Here is a 16,744-nt window from a genome sequence, read left to right as displayed (position 1 = left end):
AAACGGACTGTTAACACAACTTCCGGCGTCGACCGGCCGGTATTCGGACAACCTTTGCAGCGGTGCATCAATATGGACTGTCTGATTCCGAGTCACTCGGAAACGCCGGAGGCCCGGTCCCGCCACAGTGAACTGTGGCGGGACCGGGCCTCTCGGTACCGACGCTCCTGTCGGAGCGTCAGGAAATTCAGCGCTTGGCGCGGGAAGCCGTGCGGCCGCGCTCCTTCTGGTCCAGGACGACCTTGCGGATGCGGACCGCCTCCGGGGTGACCTCGACGCACTCGTCGTCGCGGCAGAACTCCAGGGACTGCTCCAGCGACAGCTTGCGCGGCGGGACGATCGCCTCGAAGGAGTCGGCGGAGGAGGAGCGCATGTTGGTGAGCTTCTTCTCCTTGGTGATGTTGACGTCCATGTCGTCGGCGCGGGAGTTCTCGCCGACGATCATGCCCTCGTACACCTCGGTGCCCGGGTCGGTGAAGAGCACGCCGCGCTCCTGGAGGTTCGTCATCGCGAAGGCGGTGACGGCACCGGCGCGGTCGGCGACCAGGGAGCCGTTGTTACGGGTCTTCAGCTCGCCGAACCACGGCTCGTGGCCCTCGTGGATCGAGTGGGCGATACCGGTGCCGCGGGTGTTCGTCAGGAACTCCGTGCGGAAGCCGATCAGACCGCGGGACGGGACGACGAACTCCATGCGGACCCAGCCGGAGCCGTGGTTCGACATGTTGTCCATGCGGCCCTTGCGGGTACCCATGAGCTGGGTGACGGCACCCATGTGCTCCTCGGGAACGTCGACCGTCAGGCGCTCGACGGGCTCGTGGACCTTGCCGTCGACCTCCTTGGTGACGACCTGGGGCTTGCCGATGGTCATCTCGAAGCCCTCGCGGCGCATCTGCTCGACCAGGATGGCCAGCGCCAGCTCACCGCGGCCCTGCACCTCCCAGGCGTCGGGGCGCTCGGTGTCCAGGACGCGCAGCGAGACGTTACCGACCAGCTCGCGGTCCAGACGGTCCTTGACCTGGCGGGCGGTGACCTTGCGGTCCTTGACGGCGGACTTGGCGTCCGCGCCCTTGCCCGTGCCGCCACGGCCGACCAGCGGCGAGGTGTTGGTACCGATGGTCATGGAGATCGCGGGCTCGTCGACCGTGATCAGGGGCAGCGCGACCGGGTTCTCCGTGTCGGCCAGGGTCTCGCCGATCATGATGTCCGGGATACCGGCGACCGCGCAGATGTCACCGGGGCCGGCGACCTCGGCGGGCTTGCGGGTGAGCGCCTCGGTCATCATCAGCTCGGTGATGCGGACGTTGGAGATCGAGCCGTCGCGCTTGATCCACGCGACCGACTGGCCCTTGCGCAGCTCGCCCTGCTCGACGCGGAGCAGCGCGATGCGGCCGAGGAAGTTGTCGGCGTCGAGGTTGGTGACGTGGGCCTGGAGCGGCGCGTCCTCCTCGTACGCCGGGGCCGGGACGTGCTCCAGGATCGTGGAGAAGAACGGCTCCAGGTTGGTGCTGTCCGCGGGGACGGTGCCGTCCTCCGGCTTGGTCAGCGACGCGATGCCGTCACGGCCGCAGGCGTAGACGATCGGGAACTCGATCTGGTCCTCGTCCGCGTCCAGGTCGAGGAAGAGGTCGTAGGTCTCGTTGACGACCTCGTCGATGCGGGAGTCCGGGCGGTCCGTCTTGTTGATGCAGAGGATGACCGGCTTCCGCTGCTGGAGCGCCTTGCGGAGCACGAAGCGGGTCTGCGGCAGCGGGCCCTCGGAGGCGTCGACGAGGAGGACGACCGCGTCCACCATCGACAGGCCGCGCTCGACCTCGCCACCGAAGTCGGCGTGGCCGGGGGTGTCGATGATGTTGATGGTGATCGGCTCGCCGCCGTCCTTGGGGTGGTACTTCACCGCCGTGTTCTTGGCGAGGATCGTGATGCCCTTCTCACGCTCCAGGTCGTTCGAGTCCATGACGCGGTCGTCGACGGACTCGAGCTGGTGCGCGGCGAAGGCGCCGGCCTGCTTGAGCATGGCGTCGACGATGGTCGTCTTGCCGTGGTCGACGTGGGCGACGATGGCGACGTTACGAATGTCGTGGCGGGTGGGCATACTTGCGGCGCTTCTCCCGGAATCGTGGATGGCGGCGCGTACGGTCCGGCACGCGCGCCCGCCGGGCAGATCACGCCGCGGCCACTTCCATGGTACGGGCCCGCGCCGCCTTCGGCCGCCCCAGGCTTCGGGCGGGGCCTCTGACCTGGGGTTTCGCCCCCTTATTCGCAGCGCAGGGGGCTGCAACCGGCCCGGGCAAGGAGGTCCCGCCGCGACGGCGCGCAACCCCCGACGGGGAATCCGATCGCCGTTGCGGCGGAGAAGGGCACCGGCGCTCGCCGGGAAGAAGACCGCCGCCACGGCGGGAAACCCCGGCGGTGAGGGTCCGGCGGAACGACCGGGCGCAGAAGCCCGTACCGACTCAGCCGGCGGCCAGGCGGCCGCGGGTCGCTCCGCCGCCGAACGTCGCCGGGAGGAGGCCTGCCAGGACGATGCCGCCCAGGAGGGCGCCGCCCAGGGCCCGGGCGGGGGGCGGGGTGCCGGGGTCGTAGCGGGTGCCGTAGGTGCCCACGTCGTGTTCGGCCAGGGCGCGGGCCTGGCGGGCGAGGGAGTCCGCGTGGCCCGTCTCCGAGCGGACGGTGCGCAGGTCGCCGGCGGTGCGGGCGAGGGCCAGGTGGCGTTCGGCCTCGGCGAGGCGGGTGCGGGCCCGGCAGCCGATCGCGCCCCGGTGGGTGGTGACGAAGTCGCGGGCGGCGGCCACCTCGCCCCGGACCCGGCGCAGGGCCCGCCCGGCCCGGGCCCGCGCCCGGTCCTCGTGCCCGGCGTCCAGGGCCGCCGCCGTCTCCTCCACGTGCCGCAGCACGGCCCGCGGGTCGTACCGCCCGCTCTCGACCTCGCGGCGGGCGCAGGCGAGGGCGCGTGCCTGGGGGCTGCCGCGCGGGGCGCGCGCCTCGGCCTCCGCGAGGGCGGCGGGGAGCCGTCTGGTGGCGCCGGTCAGCTCGTGGGCGCGGCGCAGGGCGGCGAGGGTCAGGACGCGGGCCTGGGACAGGGCGGCCTCGCCGGCGCGCAGGGAGATCGCCGCGCCGTCGGAGTCGTCGGCCGCGAGGGCGCGCCGGGCCTCGGTGAGGGCGGCCGTGGCGAAGGACAGCCGGTCTCGGGCCTCTCCCGGGTGGCGGGCCACGGCGGCCAGGGCGGCCGCGGTGCAGTGCCCGGCGAGGGCGGCGAGGGCGGCCTCGGCGGTGGCGACGCGGGGGGAGAGGGACTGCGCGTCGGCCTCGGCGCGGGCCAGGATGCCGGCCGCGTTGGCTCTGAGGCCGCGCAGCCGGTCGAAGGACTCGGACTCGGCGTCCAGGCGCCGGTTCGCGCTGGTGCAGTGCGAGCAGATCTCGTCCAGGGTCCGGCGGCGGATGTCCTCGTCCTCGTAGGGCGCGTCGTCGAGGGCCTGCCGCAGCCGGAAGGCGTCGGCGAGCTCCTCCTTGGCGTAGGCCACGGCCTCGGCGAACGGCCGGGCGGCCTCCTCGCCCAACTGGGCGGCGGCGAAGAGGAGTTCCTCGGCGCTGGTACGGACCGCGTCGTCCGTCCCGACGAGGGCGCGGACGGCCTCCGCGTCGAGTTCGGGCAGCGGCGTCAGCGGCTGCGCGAGGCGGGCGAGGCCGGGCGGGGTGACGGTCGCCGGGGCGTACGGCTGCTCCTGCTCCGCGCGGCGTCTTCGGGAGGTTCGCCGGGCGCACAGGTACAGCCCCAGGAGGCACAGCCCGGCGCCCATGGCGACGGGGAGCCAGACCCTGCGGTGCCCGGGGACGAGGCCTTCGCCGCCGGGGTCCTTGCTGCCGGGGGAGATGGCGGGCGGACGCACCGGTTCGCCCCGGAGGACGGCCCGGTAGCCGTCGGCGGCTCCGATGGCCGCCCCGGCCCAGTCGTGCTGGGCGACGGCGGGCGCGATGGCGGTGTCGGCGACGGCCTTGAGCTGGTCGGCGCGGAAGCCGGAGCGCTTGTCGGCGGAGACGGCGTACTGCTGGCCGTGGGTGGCGACGGCGAGCAGGACCTCGTGCTCGCCGAGGCCGTTGCGGTCGGCGGTGGCGTCCGCCCAGGCGCGCGCCGAGCGGCCGGAGAAGTCGCGGACGTAGGTGACGTAGAGCTGGACGCGCTGGGTGGTGCGCAGCCGTTCGATCGCGGTCGTCACCTGTGCGCGGCGCCGGCCGAGGGCGCCGACGGTGTCGGTGATGCGGCCGCCGGCGTCCAGGTCGAGGGGGGTGTCGGCGCGGGTGGCGGGGGCCGGGAGCAGCAGGGCGCACAGCACGAGGAGGGCGCCGGCGACGGCCCGTCCCGGCGCCCCCTTCCCGTACCGCCTCGAAAGCCGCGTCACACTTGGGAGCGTATGGCGGCAATGCCCGTTCCGCTACTGGGAGCAAGGGGCTGAATACGGAGCGTGCACACGCTCCCGCGTGCGCCCGGCTCACGCCCCGCGGGCGGGCCGCACCGGGCGAGCGGGGGTCACACCCGGCGGCGGATCCTGCTCCCGAGCCAGACCAGCGGGTCGTACTTCCGGTCGACGGCACGCTCCTTCAGCGGGATCAGCGCATTGTCGGTGATCTTGATGTGCTCGGGACAGACCTCCGTGCAGCACTTGGTGATGTTGCAGTAGCCGAGCCCGTGCTCCTCCTGCGCGGAGCGCTTGCGGTCCAGGCCCGCATCGGCGGCCCCGTCCAGCGGGTGCATGTCCAGCTCGGCGACGCGCATCAGGAAGCGGGGGCCGGCGAAGACCGGCTTGTTCTCCTCGTGATCACGCACCACGTGGCAGGTGTTCTGGCACAGGAAGCACTCGATGCACTTGCGGAACTCCTGGGAGCGCTCCACGTCCTCCTGCTGCATCCGGTACTCCCCGGGCCCGAGCCCGGCCGGCGGGACGAACGAGGGGACCTCGCGCGCCTTGGCGTAATTGAAGGACACGTCCGTCACCAGGTCCCGCACCACGGGGAACGCCCGCATCGGGGTGACCACGACGGGCTCGTCCGGGTCGAGCAGCGACATCCGCGTCATGCACATCAGCCGCGGCCGCCCGTTGATCTCCGCGCTGCACGAGCCGCACTTGCCCGCCTTGCAGTTCCACCGCACGGCGAGATCGGCGGCCTCGGTGGCCTGGAGCCGGTGGATGATGTCGAGGACGACCTCGCCCTCGTTGACGGTCACGGTGTAGTCGACGAGGGAGCCGCCGTCCGCGTCGCCCCGCCACACCTTGAAGTGGGCCTCGTAACTCAAGAGGTCAGCTCCTCGTCCGTCAGGTACTTCACCAGCTCCTCCTTGTCGAAGAGCGCGAGCAGGTCGTCACGGATGGGCGGCATGGCGCGCCGCTCCAGGCGCACCCGGCCCAGCAGCGGATCCGCGCCCGGCTCCGTGCTGTCCCCGTTCAGCCGGCACACGAGGTTCAGCCGGCGCCACCGCCGGTCCATCGCCGGGTGGTCGTCGCGGGTGTGGCCGCCGCGGCTCTCGGTGCGCTCCAGCGCCGCCCGGGCCACGCACTCGCTGACCAGCAGCATGTTCCGCAGGTCGAGCGCGAGGTGCCAGCCGGGGTTGAACTGGCGGTGGCCCTCCACGCCGGCCCGCCGGGAGCGGGCCCGCAGCTCGGTCAGCCAGCGCAGCGCCTCCTCCATCTCCGGGCCCTTGCGGATGATGCCGACCAGGTCGTTCATGGCCTGCTGGAGCTCCTGGTGCAGGGCGTACGGGTTCTCGGCCGGCCCCTGGGGGGCCGCCGGGTCCTCGCCCTCCGCGCTGAACGGGCGCAGGGCCTCCGCCTCCGCCGCCTCGATGTCGGCGTCGGAGACCACGGGCCGGCCGGCGCCGGGGAAGGAGGCGGCGTGCTCGGCCGCGTACAGGCCCGCCCGGCGGCCGAAGACCAGCAGGTCGGAGAGGGAGTTGCCGCCCAGCCGGTTGGAGCCGTGCATCCCGCCCGCGACCTCGCCCGCGGCGAACAGGCCGGGCACGCCCACCGCCGCCGCCGTGTCGGGGTCGACGTCCACCCCGCCCATCACGTAGTGGCAGGTGGGGCCGACCTCCATCGGCTCCGCCGTGATGTCGACGTCCGCCAGCTCCTTGAACTGGTGGTGCATGGAGGGCAGTTTGCGCTTGATGTCCTCGGCGGGCAGCCGGGTGGAGACGTCGAGGAAGACGCCCCCGTGCGGGGAGCCGCGGCCCGCCTTGACCTCGGAGTTGATGGCGCGCGCCACCTCGTCGCGCGGGAGCAGCTCGGGCGGGCGGCGGTTGTTGTCGGGGTCCTGGTACCAGCGGTCGCCCTCGGCCTCGGACTCGGCGTACTTCTCCTTGAAGACGTCCGGGACGTAGTCGAACATGAACCGCTTGCCGTCGCTGTTGCGCAGCACCCCGCCGTCGCCGCGGACGGACTCGGTGACGAGGATGCCCTTGACGGACGGCGGCCAGACCATGCCGGTCGGGTGGAACTGCACGAACTCCATGTTGATCAGGGACGCCCCGGCGAGCAGCGCGAGCGCGTGCCCGTCGCCGGTGTACTCCCAGGAGTTGGACGTCACCTTGAACGACTTGCCGATCCCGCCGGTCGCCAGCACGACGGCCGGCGACTCCATGGCGAAGAACCGGCCGGACTCGCGGTCGTAGCCGAAGACGCCCGCGATGCGGTCGCCGTCCTTGAGCAGGCGCGTGACCGTGCACTCCTGGAAGACCTTCAGCCGGGCCTCGTAGTCGCCGAACTCGCGGTGGTCCTCCTGCTGCAGCGAGACGATCTTCTGCTGGAGGGTGCGGATCAGCTCCAGGCCCGTGCGGTCGCCGACGTGCGCCAGCCGCGGGTACTCGTGGCCGCCGAAGTTCCGCTGCGAGATCCTCCCGTCCCGGGTGCGGTCGAAGACGGCGCCCCAGGTCTCCAGCTCCCAGACCCGGTCGGGGGCCTCGCGGGCGTGCAGCTCGGCCATCCGCCAGTGATTGAGGAATTTGCCGCCGCGCAGGGTGTCGCGGAAGTGGACCTGCCAGTTGTCGCCCTCGTTGACGTTGCCCATGCTGGCGGCGATGCCGCCCTCCGCCATCACGGTGTGGGCCTTGCCGAAGAGCGACTTGCAGATCACGGCACAGCGCATGCCCCGCTCACGGGCCTCGATGGCGGCGCGCAGCCCGGCGCCCCCGGCACCGACCACGACGACGTCCCAGGCTTGTCGGGCCGTACGCGACATCAGAAAGCACCTCTCCCTTGTGCTGTGAACGTGAACGTGTGCCGTTGCAGACCGGATCGTCCGCCGGGCCGCCTAGAAGAAGCGCGGGTCGTCGAAGACGCCACTGGCCACCAGGTAGACGTAGAAGTCGGCGACCGCCACGCTGATCAGCGAGGCCCAGGCGAGCTGCATGTGGCGGGCGTTGAGCGCGCTGACCCAGCCCCACATGCGATAGCGCACGGGGTGCTTGGAGAAGGTGCGGATCCGGCCGCCGACGATGTGCCGGCACGAGTGGCAGGAGAGGGTGTACGCCCAGATCAGAACGATGTTGGCGAGAAGGACGAGGGTGCCGAGGCCCATGTGACCCCACTCGCCCCGCGGATTGCGGAAGCCGAGCACCGCGTCGTAGGTGAGGATGCCCGCGACGATCACCGCGAAGTAGAAGAAGTAGCGGTGGATGTTCTGCAGGACCAGCGGGAAGCGCGTCTCGCCGGAGTACTTGCGGTGCGGCTCGGCGACGGCGCAGGCCGGGGGCGAGGCCCAGAAGCCGCGGTAGTACGCCTTGCGGTAGTAGTAGCAGGTCAGCCGGAAGCCGAGCGGGAAGATCAGGATCAGCAGGGCCGGCGACAGGCTCCACCAGGAGCCGAAGACCTCCCAGTCCGCGCCGTCCTTCATCGGGACGCAGTTCTCCGCGATGCAGGGCGAGTAGAACGGGGAGACGTAGGGCGCCGCGTAGTAGTCGTCGCCCGCGAAGGCCCGCCAGGTCGAGTAGACGACGAAGGCGAACAGGCCGGCCGCGGTGGCGGCGGGCTGCAGCCACCAGCGGTCGGCGCGCAGGTGGCGGGCGGGGATCGTGGCGCGCGAGGGGTGATGGACCCCGCCTTGGGCGGGCACCCCGGCGGAGGTCGCGGATCGGGGGTCGGTACCAGTGGCCAAGAGGGACTCCGGGGAGGAGCGGAAGGGGGTGGGTCGGTTGCTGCCGCGCTGCCCGGCCCCGTCAGGGAGCGTGCCGGTCCCGGGCGCCGAGCCCCTCCTCGTCCGCGCCCTTCCACAAGGACGCGTCGTACGGGGCGTCGGGGATCGGCACCGGCTCGGGGCGCGGCCGCTCCGCGGGGTGGACGTCGCGCAGAAGGGTGACGCTCTCGCGCAGGTGGGCGGCGTCCGTGCGCACCCGGCGCAGTTCGAGGTCCTGGCTGCCCAGGTGCTTCTCCAGCCGTGCGAGCGCCCGGCCGAGATCGTCCAGGCAGCGCTGGACCGCGGTCACTTCGTCTTGCAGGGACATGTCTGACCCTCACTTCCGCTGTCGGCGGTTGCGGGTGGCGACGGTGATGCGACTGAGAGTGTCGCGCGTCACACCCCTCCGGGGGAAGATAGCGATCGCGCCTTCGCCGGAACGGGTGCGGCGCGCGCCGGGACGCTGCAGAAACGTTCGTTCATGGTGCGTCCACCCGTGGGCGGGGGCTGCGGAATCGTTCGTCCACGCGGGTGGCGTACACCCGGGCGGCGCCGTGTCGGCGCGCAGCCGGACCGACTGTCGCATTCAGTGGTGAGCAGTAGATGCGATCAACGGCGCATTACGCCGAAGGAGCCCGGCGACCGAGTCCGGCGGAGGTGGCACCACCCATGGCCTTTAACCGATCTCTGCGGCGCGTGGGGCCTTCCCGGCCCGGGCGATCCCTCCGGCCCGTGCCGTCCATCCGGGCGCTCCGGTCCCGTACGCGGCGCGGTGCCGTCCTGCTCTCCGCCGGGATCCTGCTCACCGGCTGCGGCCTCGACCAGGACGGCGACGGCGTCGTCACCCCGCAGGACATCGCGGTCGCGCCGCGGGCCAAGGTCGCCGACGGCGGCACCCTCACCTGGGCGGTCGACACCCTGCCCAGCACCCTCAACACCTTCCAGACGGACGCCGACGCCACCACGCAGCGGGTCGCCGCGGCCGTCCTGCCCGCCCTGTTCACCACCGACGGGCGCGGCCGCCCGCAGCGCAACGCCGACTACCTGCGCTCGGCCGAGGTCGTCCAGCGCGAGCCCCACCAGGTCGTCGTCTACAAGCTCAACCCGAAGGCCGTCTGGAGCGACGGCAAGGCCCTCACCGCCGCCGACTTCGAGGCCCAGTGGAAGGCCCTGCGCGGCAAGGACAGCGCCTACTGGACGGCCCGCAACGCCGGCTACGACCGCATCGACCGGGTCGAGCGGGGTGCCGACGACCAGGAGGTCAAGGTCACCTTCGCCCGCAGCTGCGCCGACTGGCCCGCCCTGTTCACCCCGCTCTACCCGAAGGCCGTCATGAGCAGCGCGGACGGCTTCAACGACGGCGCCCGCAACGAACTCGCGCTCTCCGCCGGGCCCTTCCGGATCGCCGGGCGTGACAAACAGCAGGGCACCCTCACCCTCGCCCGCGACCCCAAGTGGTGGGGCGACCCGGCCAAGTTGGACCGGCTCGTGCTGCGGACGGTGCCGCGCGCCGAGCGGGCCGAGGCGCTGGCGGCCGGCAAGCTCGACCTCGCCGACGTCAGCGCCGCCGACGCCCGCCGCATCACGGACGCGAACAAGCCCGCGAAGCAGGACAAGGGCGATAAGCCGCCTGCCGCCGCGGCCCCGCGCTCCCCCGCCCTGCGCGGCGTCGTCGTCCGCAAATCCCTGGAGCCCGGGTACACCCAGCTCGCCCTCAACGGCGCGAGCGGCCCGCTCGCCGACGAGCGCGTCCGCCGGGCCGTCGCCCGCGCCATCGACCGCCGGGCCCTCGCCAAATCCGTCCTGGGACCGCTGGGCCTGCCCACCGAGCCGCTCGGCAGCCACCTCTTCCTCGCCGGGCAGGAGGGCTACGAGGACAACAGCGACGCCATCGGCGGCCCCGACCCCAAGGCCGCCCAGGCCCTCCTCGCGGACGCCGGCTGGGAGCAGGGCCGCGCCGACGGCCGCAGGACGGCGGCGGGGGCGGACGGAGCCGACGACCGCTCCGGTACGCCCGGCAGGACCGTCGAACTGCGGCCCGGCCCCCAGGCCGGGCCCGACCCCGCCGACGAGGACGAGGACGGGACGGAGGACGGCGCCGACGACTCCGAGGACGGGGGTGACCTCGAGAACGGCGGCGACGACGGCTCCTGGCCCGACGACAAGCGCACCGCCCGCGACGGCGGCGGCAAGGCGGCCGCGGCCCCGGTCCGCATGAAGAACGGCAAGAAGCTCACCCTCCGCTTCGTCGTGCCGGTGAGCGCCGGGACCGAGTCCCTGCGGTCCGTCGCCGACCACATCGCCCGGCGGCTCGACGCGGTCGGCATCGCCACCGAGATGACCAAGGTCGGGGACGTCGGCTTCTTCAAGGACCACATCGCCGCCGGCAGCTACGACCTCGCCCTCTACTCCTGGCCCGCCACCGCCTTCCCCGCGACCGACGCCCGCCCGCTCTTCGCCAAGCCGCAGCCCGCCGCGGACGGCTCCCTGGTGGTGGAGCAGAACTACACCCGGGTCGGCACCGACCGCATCGACCAGCTCTTCGACCAGGCCTCCACCGAACTCGACGCGGAAGCCTCCCGCGACCTCGCCGGCCGCGCGGACGCCCGCATCTGGGCCCTGGCGGGCTCGATCCCCCTATACCAGCGCCCCCAGCTGGTGGGCGCCCGCAAGACGGTCGTCAACGCGGGCGCGTTCGGGCTGGGGGCGCCGCGGTACCAGGACATCGGGTTCCGGAGGTGAGGGGTCGGGTGGACGGCCCCTGGGTGGGGCCACGTCAGAGCAGGTGATCGGCCTTCCCGGCCTTGATGTCACGGATGAGCGCGCGCAGGGCGTCGCGGGTGTCGGTGATGGGGTGGTCCTCGGCGCCGCTGACGGCGATGTAGGCGTTGCCTTCGGCGTCGGTGCCTATGCGGAAACATGCGTTCCCGTCGCCGCAGAACGGGTCTTCCCAGTTGACGTGGCGCATGGGTGCCTCCCTTTGAATAGGAGCCGCGCCGTCGGGGCGCGGGTCAGAACAGGCTGGCAGCAGGGGGAGGAGTTGGGCACTCGGCTCAGCGCGGGACGGTGGGTGGTTGCTCATCCGGCTGCGGGTTGGGGGGGCGGGGCCCGTTGGAGCCCAGAAATCAACCGGCCTGGCCCGTAGGACGGTGGATGAATGCCCCAGGCTGGCACCTGCAGGTATCTGTAGCCCCAGCAGTGCCCCCGAGCCTCACAGGCCCCCGACCTGGCCCGGAACGACGGCGGGTGGTGGCCCTGGCGGCGGATAACTGGCCGCTGCCAGCCTGTCTTGACGCCCGCCCCCACCACCCGCAACCCGACCCGAGAGCCGAGCCCGTCAGAGCAGGTGGTCGGCCTTGCCCGCCTTGATGTCGCGGATCAGTGCACGCAGGGCGTCGCGGGTGTCGGTGACATAGTGATCCTCGGCCCCGGATACGGCTATGTAGGCGTTCCCGGCGGCGTCGGTGCCGACACGGAAGCAATTCGCCCCCTCACCGCAGAAGGCCTCTTCCCAAGTAATCATTGGCATACGGCGTTCCCTAGAGCTGGTGGACGATATCGCGGATGAAGTCGCGTGACGGCTCTGGTGCGAGCGTCACCGCCTCCAACTGCTCCAGCTGGGTACGGTACTTCCTGAGCTGCATCTCCGAATCGAGGAAATCCGGACCGTGAGAGCAGTCGAGTTCGGCCACGTCGAGTTGAGGAACCAGGGCCTCGGCGTAGATGACCGAGTGACCAGCTCCGGGGAAGCCGCCGCTTCGGAACGGGATGACCCGCAGCGTCACGTTGTCGCGGCGGCTTGCGTCGAGGAGGTGAGCGAGCTGCAGGCGCGACACCTTTCGGCCGCCGAACTCCATGCGCAGCGCCGCTTCATGGACGATCACGTCGACCTGGGGCGGCTTCGCTTTGTCGAGGACTTGCGCCCTGTCCATGCGGTGGGCTACCCGGGCTTCGATCTCGGCCTCGGGAAGGCGCGGCACAACATGCTCGAACAGCGCACGAGCGTGGTCTTCGATCTGGAGCAGTCCGGGAAGGTGCACGGTCAATGCGATCCGCAGCCGGGTGGCATGCCATTCCATCTCCGCGATATCCAGAAACGCGGCGGGCAACGCCCCACGATAGGACTCCCACCAACCCTTCCCGCGCTCCGCTGCCATCGAGGCCAGCGCCTCGATCAACTCCGTGTCGGTGCAGCCGTAGTTGCTGGCCAGGGCGCGTACCCGGTCGGCGCTGATGCCTGATCGCCCCGATTCCATGTTCGGCACGTTCGTGCGGGGCACGCCCAGCAGACCGGCCGCGAACTCAGTGGTCATTCCCGCGGCGATGCGCATCTTCCGCAGCTCGGTGCCGAGCCGCTTCTGACGCGCTGTTGGCGTGCTCCTAGGAGGCATGCGTTCTCCCTGCTCCGGACTTGCCGACGTCGGGAGCAGTCTGCCCGCGTCGCGATCGCCAGGTCCACTGAAGGGTGATGACCCCGCGAGACCGTAGTACACGTACTCCACTCTGCCCTACAGTCGGTACCGCACCGCACACGCAACGGCGTTCCAGCCGGAAGCGCATCGCGCGAGCATGCCCGCGCCCTCCTGCCCTGGGAGGGGCGTGCCCGCGTCAGGGAGACAGGCCACCGGCTCAGCGCCGCACCGCAGGACCCACACCTCACACCCCTCCCAGGAGCCCCCGCATGCCCTCCACCGGACCCGACCGCCCCCTCTGCCCCCTCATCACCCCCACCCCGCCCATTCCCTCCACCCTCGCCTCAACCCACCGCCCCGCCTACATCCCCCGCTCCGCCGACCCCTCCGCCCTCGCGTACAGCTTCACCGTTCCCGGTGATCCCCGGTCCGCCGCCGTCGTCCGGGCGACCGTCCGCAGCGTCCTGCGTACCCACGGGCTCACCGCGATCGAAGAGCCCGCCCTCTCCGTGGCCGGAGAGCTCGTCGCCTGCGCGACACGGTTCGCGCCCGGGCAGGACCTCTACCACTCCCTGCGCTGGCAGGAGGGCGCGCTCAGGATCGTCAACTGGGACGCCCACCACGCCCACTCCGACACCCGCCAGGCCGCCCACTGCACCGCCTGCCGCAAGCGCACCCTGCTACTGCTCGCCGCCGTCGTGCACGAGTGCCGGGGGACCTGGGGCATCAGCAAGCCCGGGTCGACCACCGAGGGGACCCGCATCTGGGCCAGCCTCCCGCTCGGCGGCGGGGCTTGACCCCCGGACCCCGGCCCCGCCTCAGTACAGACTCATCAACGCCTCCACCGCGTCCGGTGCCGGGAACTCCCCGTCCGGCAGGGCGAGCTCGAACCAGACCGTCTTGCCGTGGGGGGTGCGGCGGCTGCCCCAGGCCGCGCTCAGCAGGCCGACGAGCTGCAGGCCGCGGCCGCCCTCGTCGGTGTCGCGGGCGCGCCGGCGCCGGGGCTGGACCAGGCCGCCGTCCCAGACCTCGCACACCAGGGTGCGGTCCAGGAGGAGCCGGAGCCGGATCTCGCCCTCGCCGTAGCGGAGGGCGTTGGTGACGAGCTCGCTGACCAGCAGCTCGGTCGTGTCGACGAGGCTTTCCAGGCCCCACAGGGGGAGCTGTTCGCGGGCGAGTTCGCGGGCGCGGGCGACCGAGCGGGGTTCGGCGGGCAGCGTCCAGTCGCCGACGTGCTCGGCCGGCAGGCCGCGCAGGCGGGCCATGAGGAGGGCGATGTCGTCCTCGCCGTGGTGAGTGTCGAGCGCGCCGAGGACGTGCTCGCAGACCTCTTCGAGGGGGCGGGCGGGGCCGGTGAGGGCATCCTGGAAGGCCTCCAGGCCCTCGTCCAGGGCGTGCTCGCGGGATTCGACGAGGCCGTCGGTGTAGAGGGCGAGCAGCGCGCCGTCGGGCAGGTCGACGACGGTTTCCTCGAAGAGCTCGCCGCCGACGCCGAGCGGCATGCCGGGCGGGACGTCGAGCAGCTCGGCGGGGAGTCCGGCCTTGACCAGGACGGGCGGCAGGTGGCCGGCGTTGGCGATGGTGCAGCGCCGGGTGACGGGGTCGTAGACGGCGTAGACGCAGGTGGCGAGGTAGACCTCGGAGAGGTCGGCGGCGCGCACCCCGCCCCGTACGCCGCGGGTGGAGGACTGCTTGCCGCCAGGGCGGCCGAGCCCGTGGGCGATCTCGTCGAGGGCGGAGAGCACCTCGGCGGGTTCGAGGTCGAGCATGGCCAGGGTGCGGACGGCCGTGCGCAGCTCGCCCATGGCGACGGCCGCGCGCAGGCCGCGGCCCATGACGTCGCCGACGACGAGGGCGGTGCGGTGCCCGGGCAGTTCGATGACGTCGAACCAGTCGCCGCCGACCTCGGTGGCCGCGTTGGCGGGCAGGTAGCGGCAGGCGATCTCCAGGCCGGCGGCCTCGGGGTCGCCGGGGGGCAGGAGGCTGCGCTGGAGGATGACGGCGCGCTCGTGTTCGCGCCGGTACAGGCGGGCGTTGTCGATGCAGACGGCGGCGCGGGCGGCCAGCTCGACTGCGAGGGCGGTGTCGCGTTCGCCGAAGGGCTCGCTGCCCTTAGTGCGGGAGAACTGCGCGAGCCCCACCACGGTGTCGCGGGCGACCATCGGCACGGCGAGCGTGGACTGCACGACGGCGCCGAGCTCGGGGCCGTCCTCGCCCTCCCGGCGCGGGATGAACTGCACCTGCGCGGTGCGCAGCGCGGCGGCGCACGGCGAGTGGAAGGGGTAGCGGTGCACCTCGCCGACCTGGACGGGCTTCTCGCCGCCGGCCAGGGGCGCGCCGGAGACCGCGCTGGCGTAGGCGACGCGGCGCAGCTCGGCGCTGCCGTCGGCGAGCCCGGGCGGGGCCTCGTCGCCGGCGAGCAGGCCCTGGTAGAGGTCCACGGAGGCGAGGTCGCAGAACTGGGGGACGGCGACGTCCAGCAGTTCGCGGGCGGTGGTCTCCAGGTCCAGGGAGTTGCCGATGCGGGCCCCGGCCTCGTTGAGCAGGGCCAGGTTGCGGCGGACGCCGGCGGCTTCGCGCTCGGCGCGGCGGCGCCGGGTGACGTCGGTGGCGAGCGCGGCGACGCCGATGGGCCGCCCGCTGCCGCTGTGCAGCCGGTAGAGCGAGACCGACCAGCGGCGGCGTTCGCTGTGCCCGGGCACGGGCCCGACGAGCTGGATGTCCGACACCGGCTTTCCGGTGTCGAGGACTTGGCGCAGGGCGGCGGTGAGCCGCTCGGCCTCGCCGCGGGGCAGGAAGTCGTGCGGGGTGCGGCCGCGGTGCCAGTCGGCGGGCCGGCCGAAGGCCTGAGCGAAGCTCTCGTTGACGCGCAGCAGCGTGAGGTCGGTGCCGAAGAAGAAGAATCCCAGGGGAGATTGGCCGAAAACGGCTTCGGAGGCCGCGATGTCGGTCTCTATTCCGCGCAGGGCCCGGACGTCCACGGCGACGCAGAGCGCGGCGCGCTCCCCGCGCTCGTTCTGCGTGGGCATCACGTAGATCTCGGCGAGCCCGGACTGCTCGGCGGCGGTCCTGCCGGCGGCGGACGCTCCGTCACCGGCCCCCGGCCCGCCGACCGCTCCGGGCTGCCGGCCGCCGCGCTGATACGGGATCAGGCCCGTCCACTCGCGCCCGTCGAGGCCGCCCTCGCCGAGGAAGGGGGCGGACGGGTGCGGGCGGCCGTGCCCGTCGGCCGGGGCCAGCACCTCCAGCGGGTCCTTGCCGACGGCGTGCCGTGCCGCTATTCCGAAGAGCTCGGCCGCGCGCTCGCTCCACTGCTCGATCCGCCCGTCGGGCCCGAGGGAGAAGGAGGCGACGCGGATGTAGTCGTAGAGGGATCCGGGCGGGTTGTTCTGCCACATCTCCGTGGCGCGCGATCCCTGCGCCGTACCACCCGCCGCACCCGCTGGCTTTTCGCTCACGTGCCCGTCCCCTCCGGCTCATGTGCTCGCACCGGCATCAGAAGGCCGAGTATCCAGCACAGGGGGCCTTCGGAACACGGACTTCACGATCACAGCACGGTCTCAACCCGCTACGAGTCCTTTCCCCGGTCAGTGGCCGGGCAGGCTCAGTTCGAACCACACGGTCTTGCCCGTGTTCCCCCGTCGCGTTCCCCAGCGGCGGGAGGCGCATGCCACGAGCTGCAGCCCGCGTCCGCCCTCGTCGTCGGGGTCGGCCACGCGCTCGCGGGGCGGGTCGGGGAGGGGGTCGGAGACCTCCACCAGAAGGGTGGGGCCCGCGTGGGAGTACATCCGTACTCCGATCGGTCCGCTCGCGTATCTCAGGGAGTTGGTGACGAGCTCGCTGACCAGCAGCACCGTCACGTCGGTGACGCCTTCCATGCCCCAGTCCTGCAGGGTGTCGCGGACGAGGGTGCGCGCCTTGCGGACGGCGCCGGGCTCGGCAGGGAAGCTCCATTCGGCAAAGCCGGGTGTCGACGCCAAGGTCCCCGCGCTGTCGTTCACGCCGACCACTTCCCAGACCGCTGCGGCCCCGCCGGGTTTACCCGGTTCGGGGTGAATAATCAGCACATACCCGGTATGAGGGGCCGACTATCTTCTTCTGCGGTCCGAGGTCGCCGCACGTGCGGCAGATGGCGTAGCCGGCTGCGCGCGGCTCGTCCGTGCGCGCGGGGG

The 16,744-nt window shown here is 72.5% G+C and carries 13 protein-coding genes; 2 read left to right on the top strand and 11 right to left on the bottom strand.

Annotation, left to right across the window (positions count from 1 at the left end):
* Positions 1–187: 187 nt before the first annotated feature.
* From typA to AS857_RS28540, 6 genes are all read right to left on the bottom strand, one after another.
* Entirely contained in the window at positions 188–2,092 is a 1,905-nt protein-coding gene (typA, locus tag AS857_RS28565; RefSeq protein ID WP_058046066.1) for a translational GTPase TypA, read from the bottom strand.
* A gap of 361 nt (positions 2,093–2,453) precedes the next feature.
* On the bottom strand, positions 2,454–4,397 hold the full coding sequence (locus AS857_RS42005; RefSeq protein ID WP_058046065.1) for a TPM domain-containing protein: 1,944 nt from the start codon (positions 4,395–4,397) through the stop codon (positions 2,454–2,456).
* 128 nt (positions 4,398–4,525) lie between these two features.
* Positions 4,526–5,290, bottom strand: coding sequence for a succinate dehydrogenase/fumarate reductase iron-sulfur subunit (locus AS857_RS28555; RefSeq protein ID WP_058046064.1), 765 nt, complete (start codon positions 5,288–5,290; stop codon positions 4,526–4,528).
* Positions 5,287–7,227 carry a fumarate reductase/succinate dehydrogenase flavoprotein subunit gene (locus AS857_RS28550; protein ID WP_058046063.1) on the bottom strand — a complete coding sequence of 647 codons (1,941 nt, stop codon included), beginning with the start codon at positions 7,225–7,227 and terminating at the stop codon, positions 5,287–5,289. The genes AS857_RS28555 and AS857_RS28550 overlap by 4 nt, the downstream gene beginning before the upstream one ends.
* A gap of 72 nt (positions 7,228–7,299) precedes the next feature.
* On the bottom strand, positions 7,300–8,142 hold the full coding sequence (locus AS857_RS28545; protein WP_058046062.1) for a hypothetical protein: 843 nt from the start codon (positions 8,140–8,142) through the stop codon (positions 7,300–7,302).
* A gap of 61 nt (positions 8,143–8,203) precedes the next feature.
* A complete protein-coding gene (locus AS857_RS28540; protein WP_058046061.1) occupies positions 8,204–8,488 on the bottom strand; it encodes a hypothetical protein in 285 nt (94 codons plus the stop codon).
* Positions 8,489–8,829: 341 nt separating this feature from the next.
* Here AS857_RS28540 and AS857_RS28535 point away from each other — a divergent pair, with 341 nt between their 5' ends.
* Positions 8,830–10,902, top strand: a complete 2,073-nt coding sequence (locus AS857_RS28535; protein ID WP_079110692.1) for an ABC transporter substrate-binding protein — start codon at positions 8,830–8,832, stop codon at positions 10,900–10,902.
* 34 nt (positions 10,903–10,936) lie between these two features.
* On the opposite strand, the gene AS857_RS28530 is transcribed toward AS857_RS28535, so the two are convergent.
* The 3 genes from AS857_RS28530 to AS857_RS28520 form a co-directional block, all read right to left on the bottom strand.
* Positions 10,937–11,128 carry a hypothetical protein gene (locus AS857_RS28530; RefSeq protein WP_058046059.1) on the bottom strand — a complete coding sequence of 64 codons (192 nt, stop codon included), beginning with the start codon at positions 11,126–11,128 and terminating at the stop codon, positions 10,937–10,939.
* A gap of 369 nt (positions 11,129–11,497) precedes the next feature.
* Positions 11,498–11,689 (bottom strand): hypothetical protein, encoded by a 192-nt coding sequence (locus AS857_RS28525; protein ID WP_058046058.1) that lies wholly within the window; start codon positions 11,687–11,689, stop codon positions 11,498–11,500.
* A gap of 10 nt (positions 11,690–11,699) precedes the next feature.
* On the bottom strand, positions 11,700–12,551 hold the full coding sequence (locus AS857_RS28520) for a helix-turn-helix domain-containing protein (RefSeq protein WP_058046057.1): 852 nt from the start codon (positions 12,549–12,551) through the stop codon (positions 11,700–11,702).
* A 290-nt stretch (positions 12,552–12,841) separates the two neighbouring features.
* Between AS857_RS28520 and AS857_RS28515 the strand changes: the two genes are divergently transcribed.
* Positions 12,842–13,369 carry a hypothetical protein gene (locus AS857_RS28515; RefSeq protein WP_058046056.1) on the top strand — a complete coding sequence of 176 codons (528 nt, stop codon included), beginning with the start codon at positions 12,842–12,844 and terminating at the stop codon, positions 13,367–13,369.
* Between the two features lie 21 nt (positions 13,370–13,390).
* Here AS857_RS28515 and AS857_RS28510 read toward each other — a convergent pair whose 3' ends face one another.
* Both AS857_RS28510 and AS857_RS28505 read right to left on the bottom strand, forming a co-directional pair.
* Complete coding sequence (locus AS857_RS28510; RefSeq protein WP_063278439.1) at positions 13,391–15,970, bottom strand: SpoIIE family protein phosphatase; 2,580 nt, start codon at positions 15,968–15,970, stop codon at positions 13,391–13,393.
* Between the two features lie 189 nt (positions 15,971–16,159).
* Positions 16,160–16,582 carry an ATP-binding protein gene (locus AS857_RS28505; RefSeq protein ID WP_058046054.1) on the bottom strand — a complete coding sequence of 141 codons (423 nt, stop codon included), beginning with the start codon at positions 16,580–16,582 and terminating at the stop codon, positions 16,160–16,162.
* Between the last annotated feature and the right edge of the window lie 162 nt (positions 16,583–16,744).

Source organism: Streptomyces roseifaciens (assembly GCF_001445655.1).
In the GTDB taxonomy this organism is placed as follows: Bacteria; Actinomycetota; Actinomycetes; order Streptomycetales; family Streptomycetaceae; genus Streptomyces; species Streptomyces aureoversilis.
Note: the sequence above shows the minus strand (reverse complement) of the source record. Positions and strands in the feature narration are given on the sequence as shown.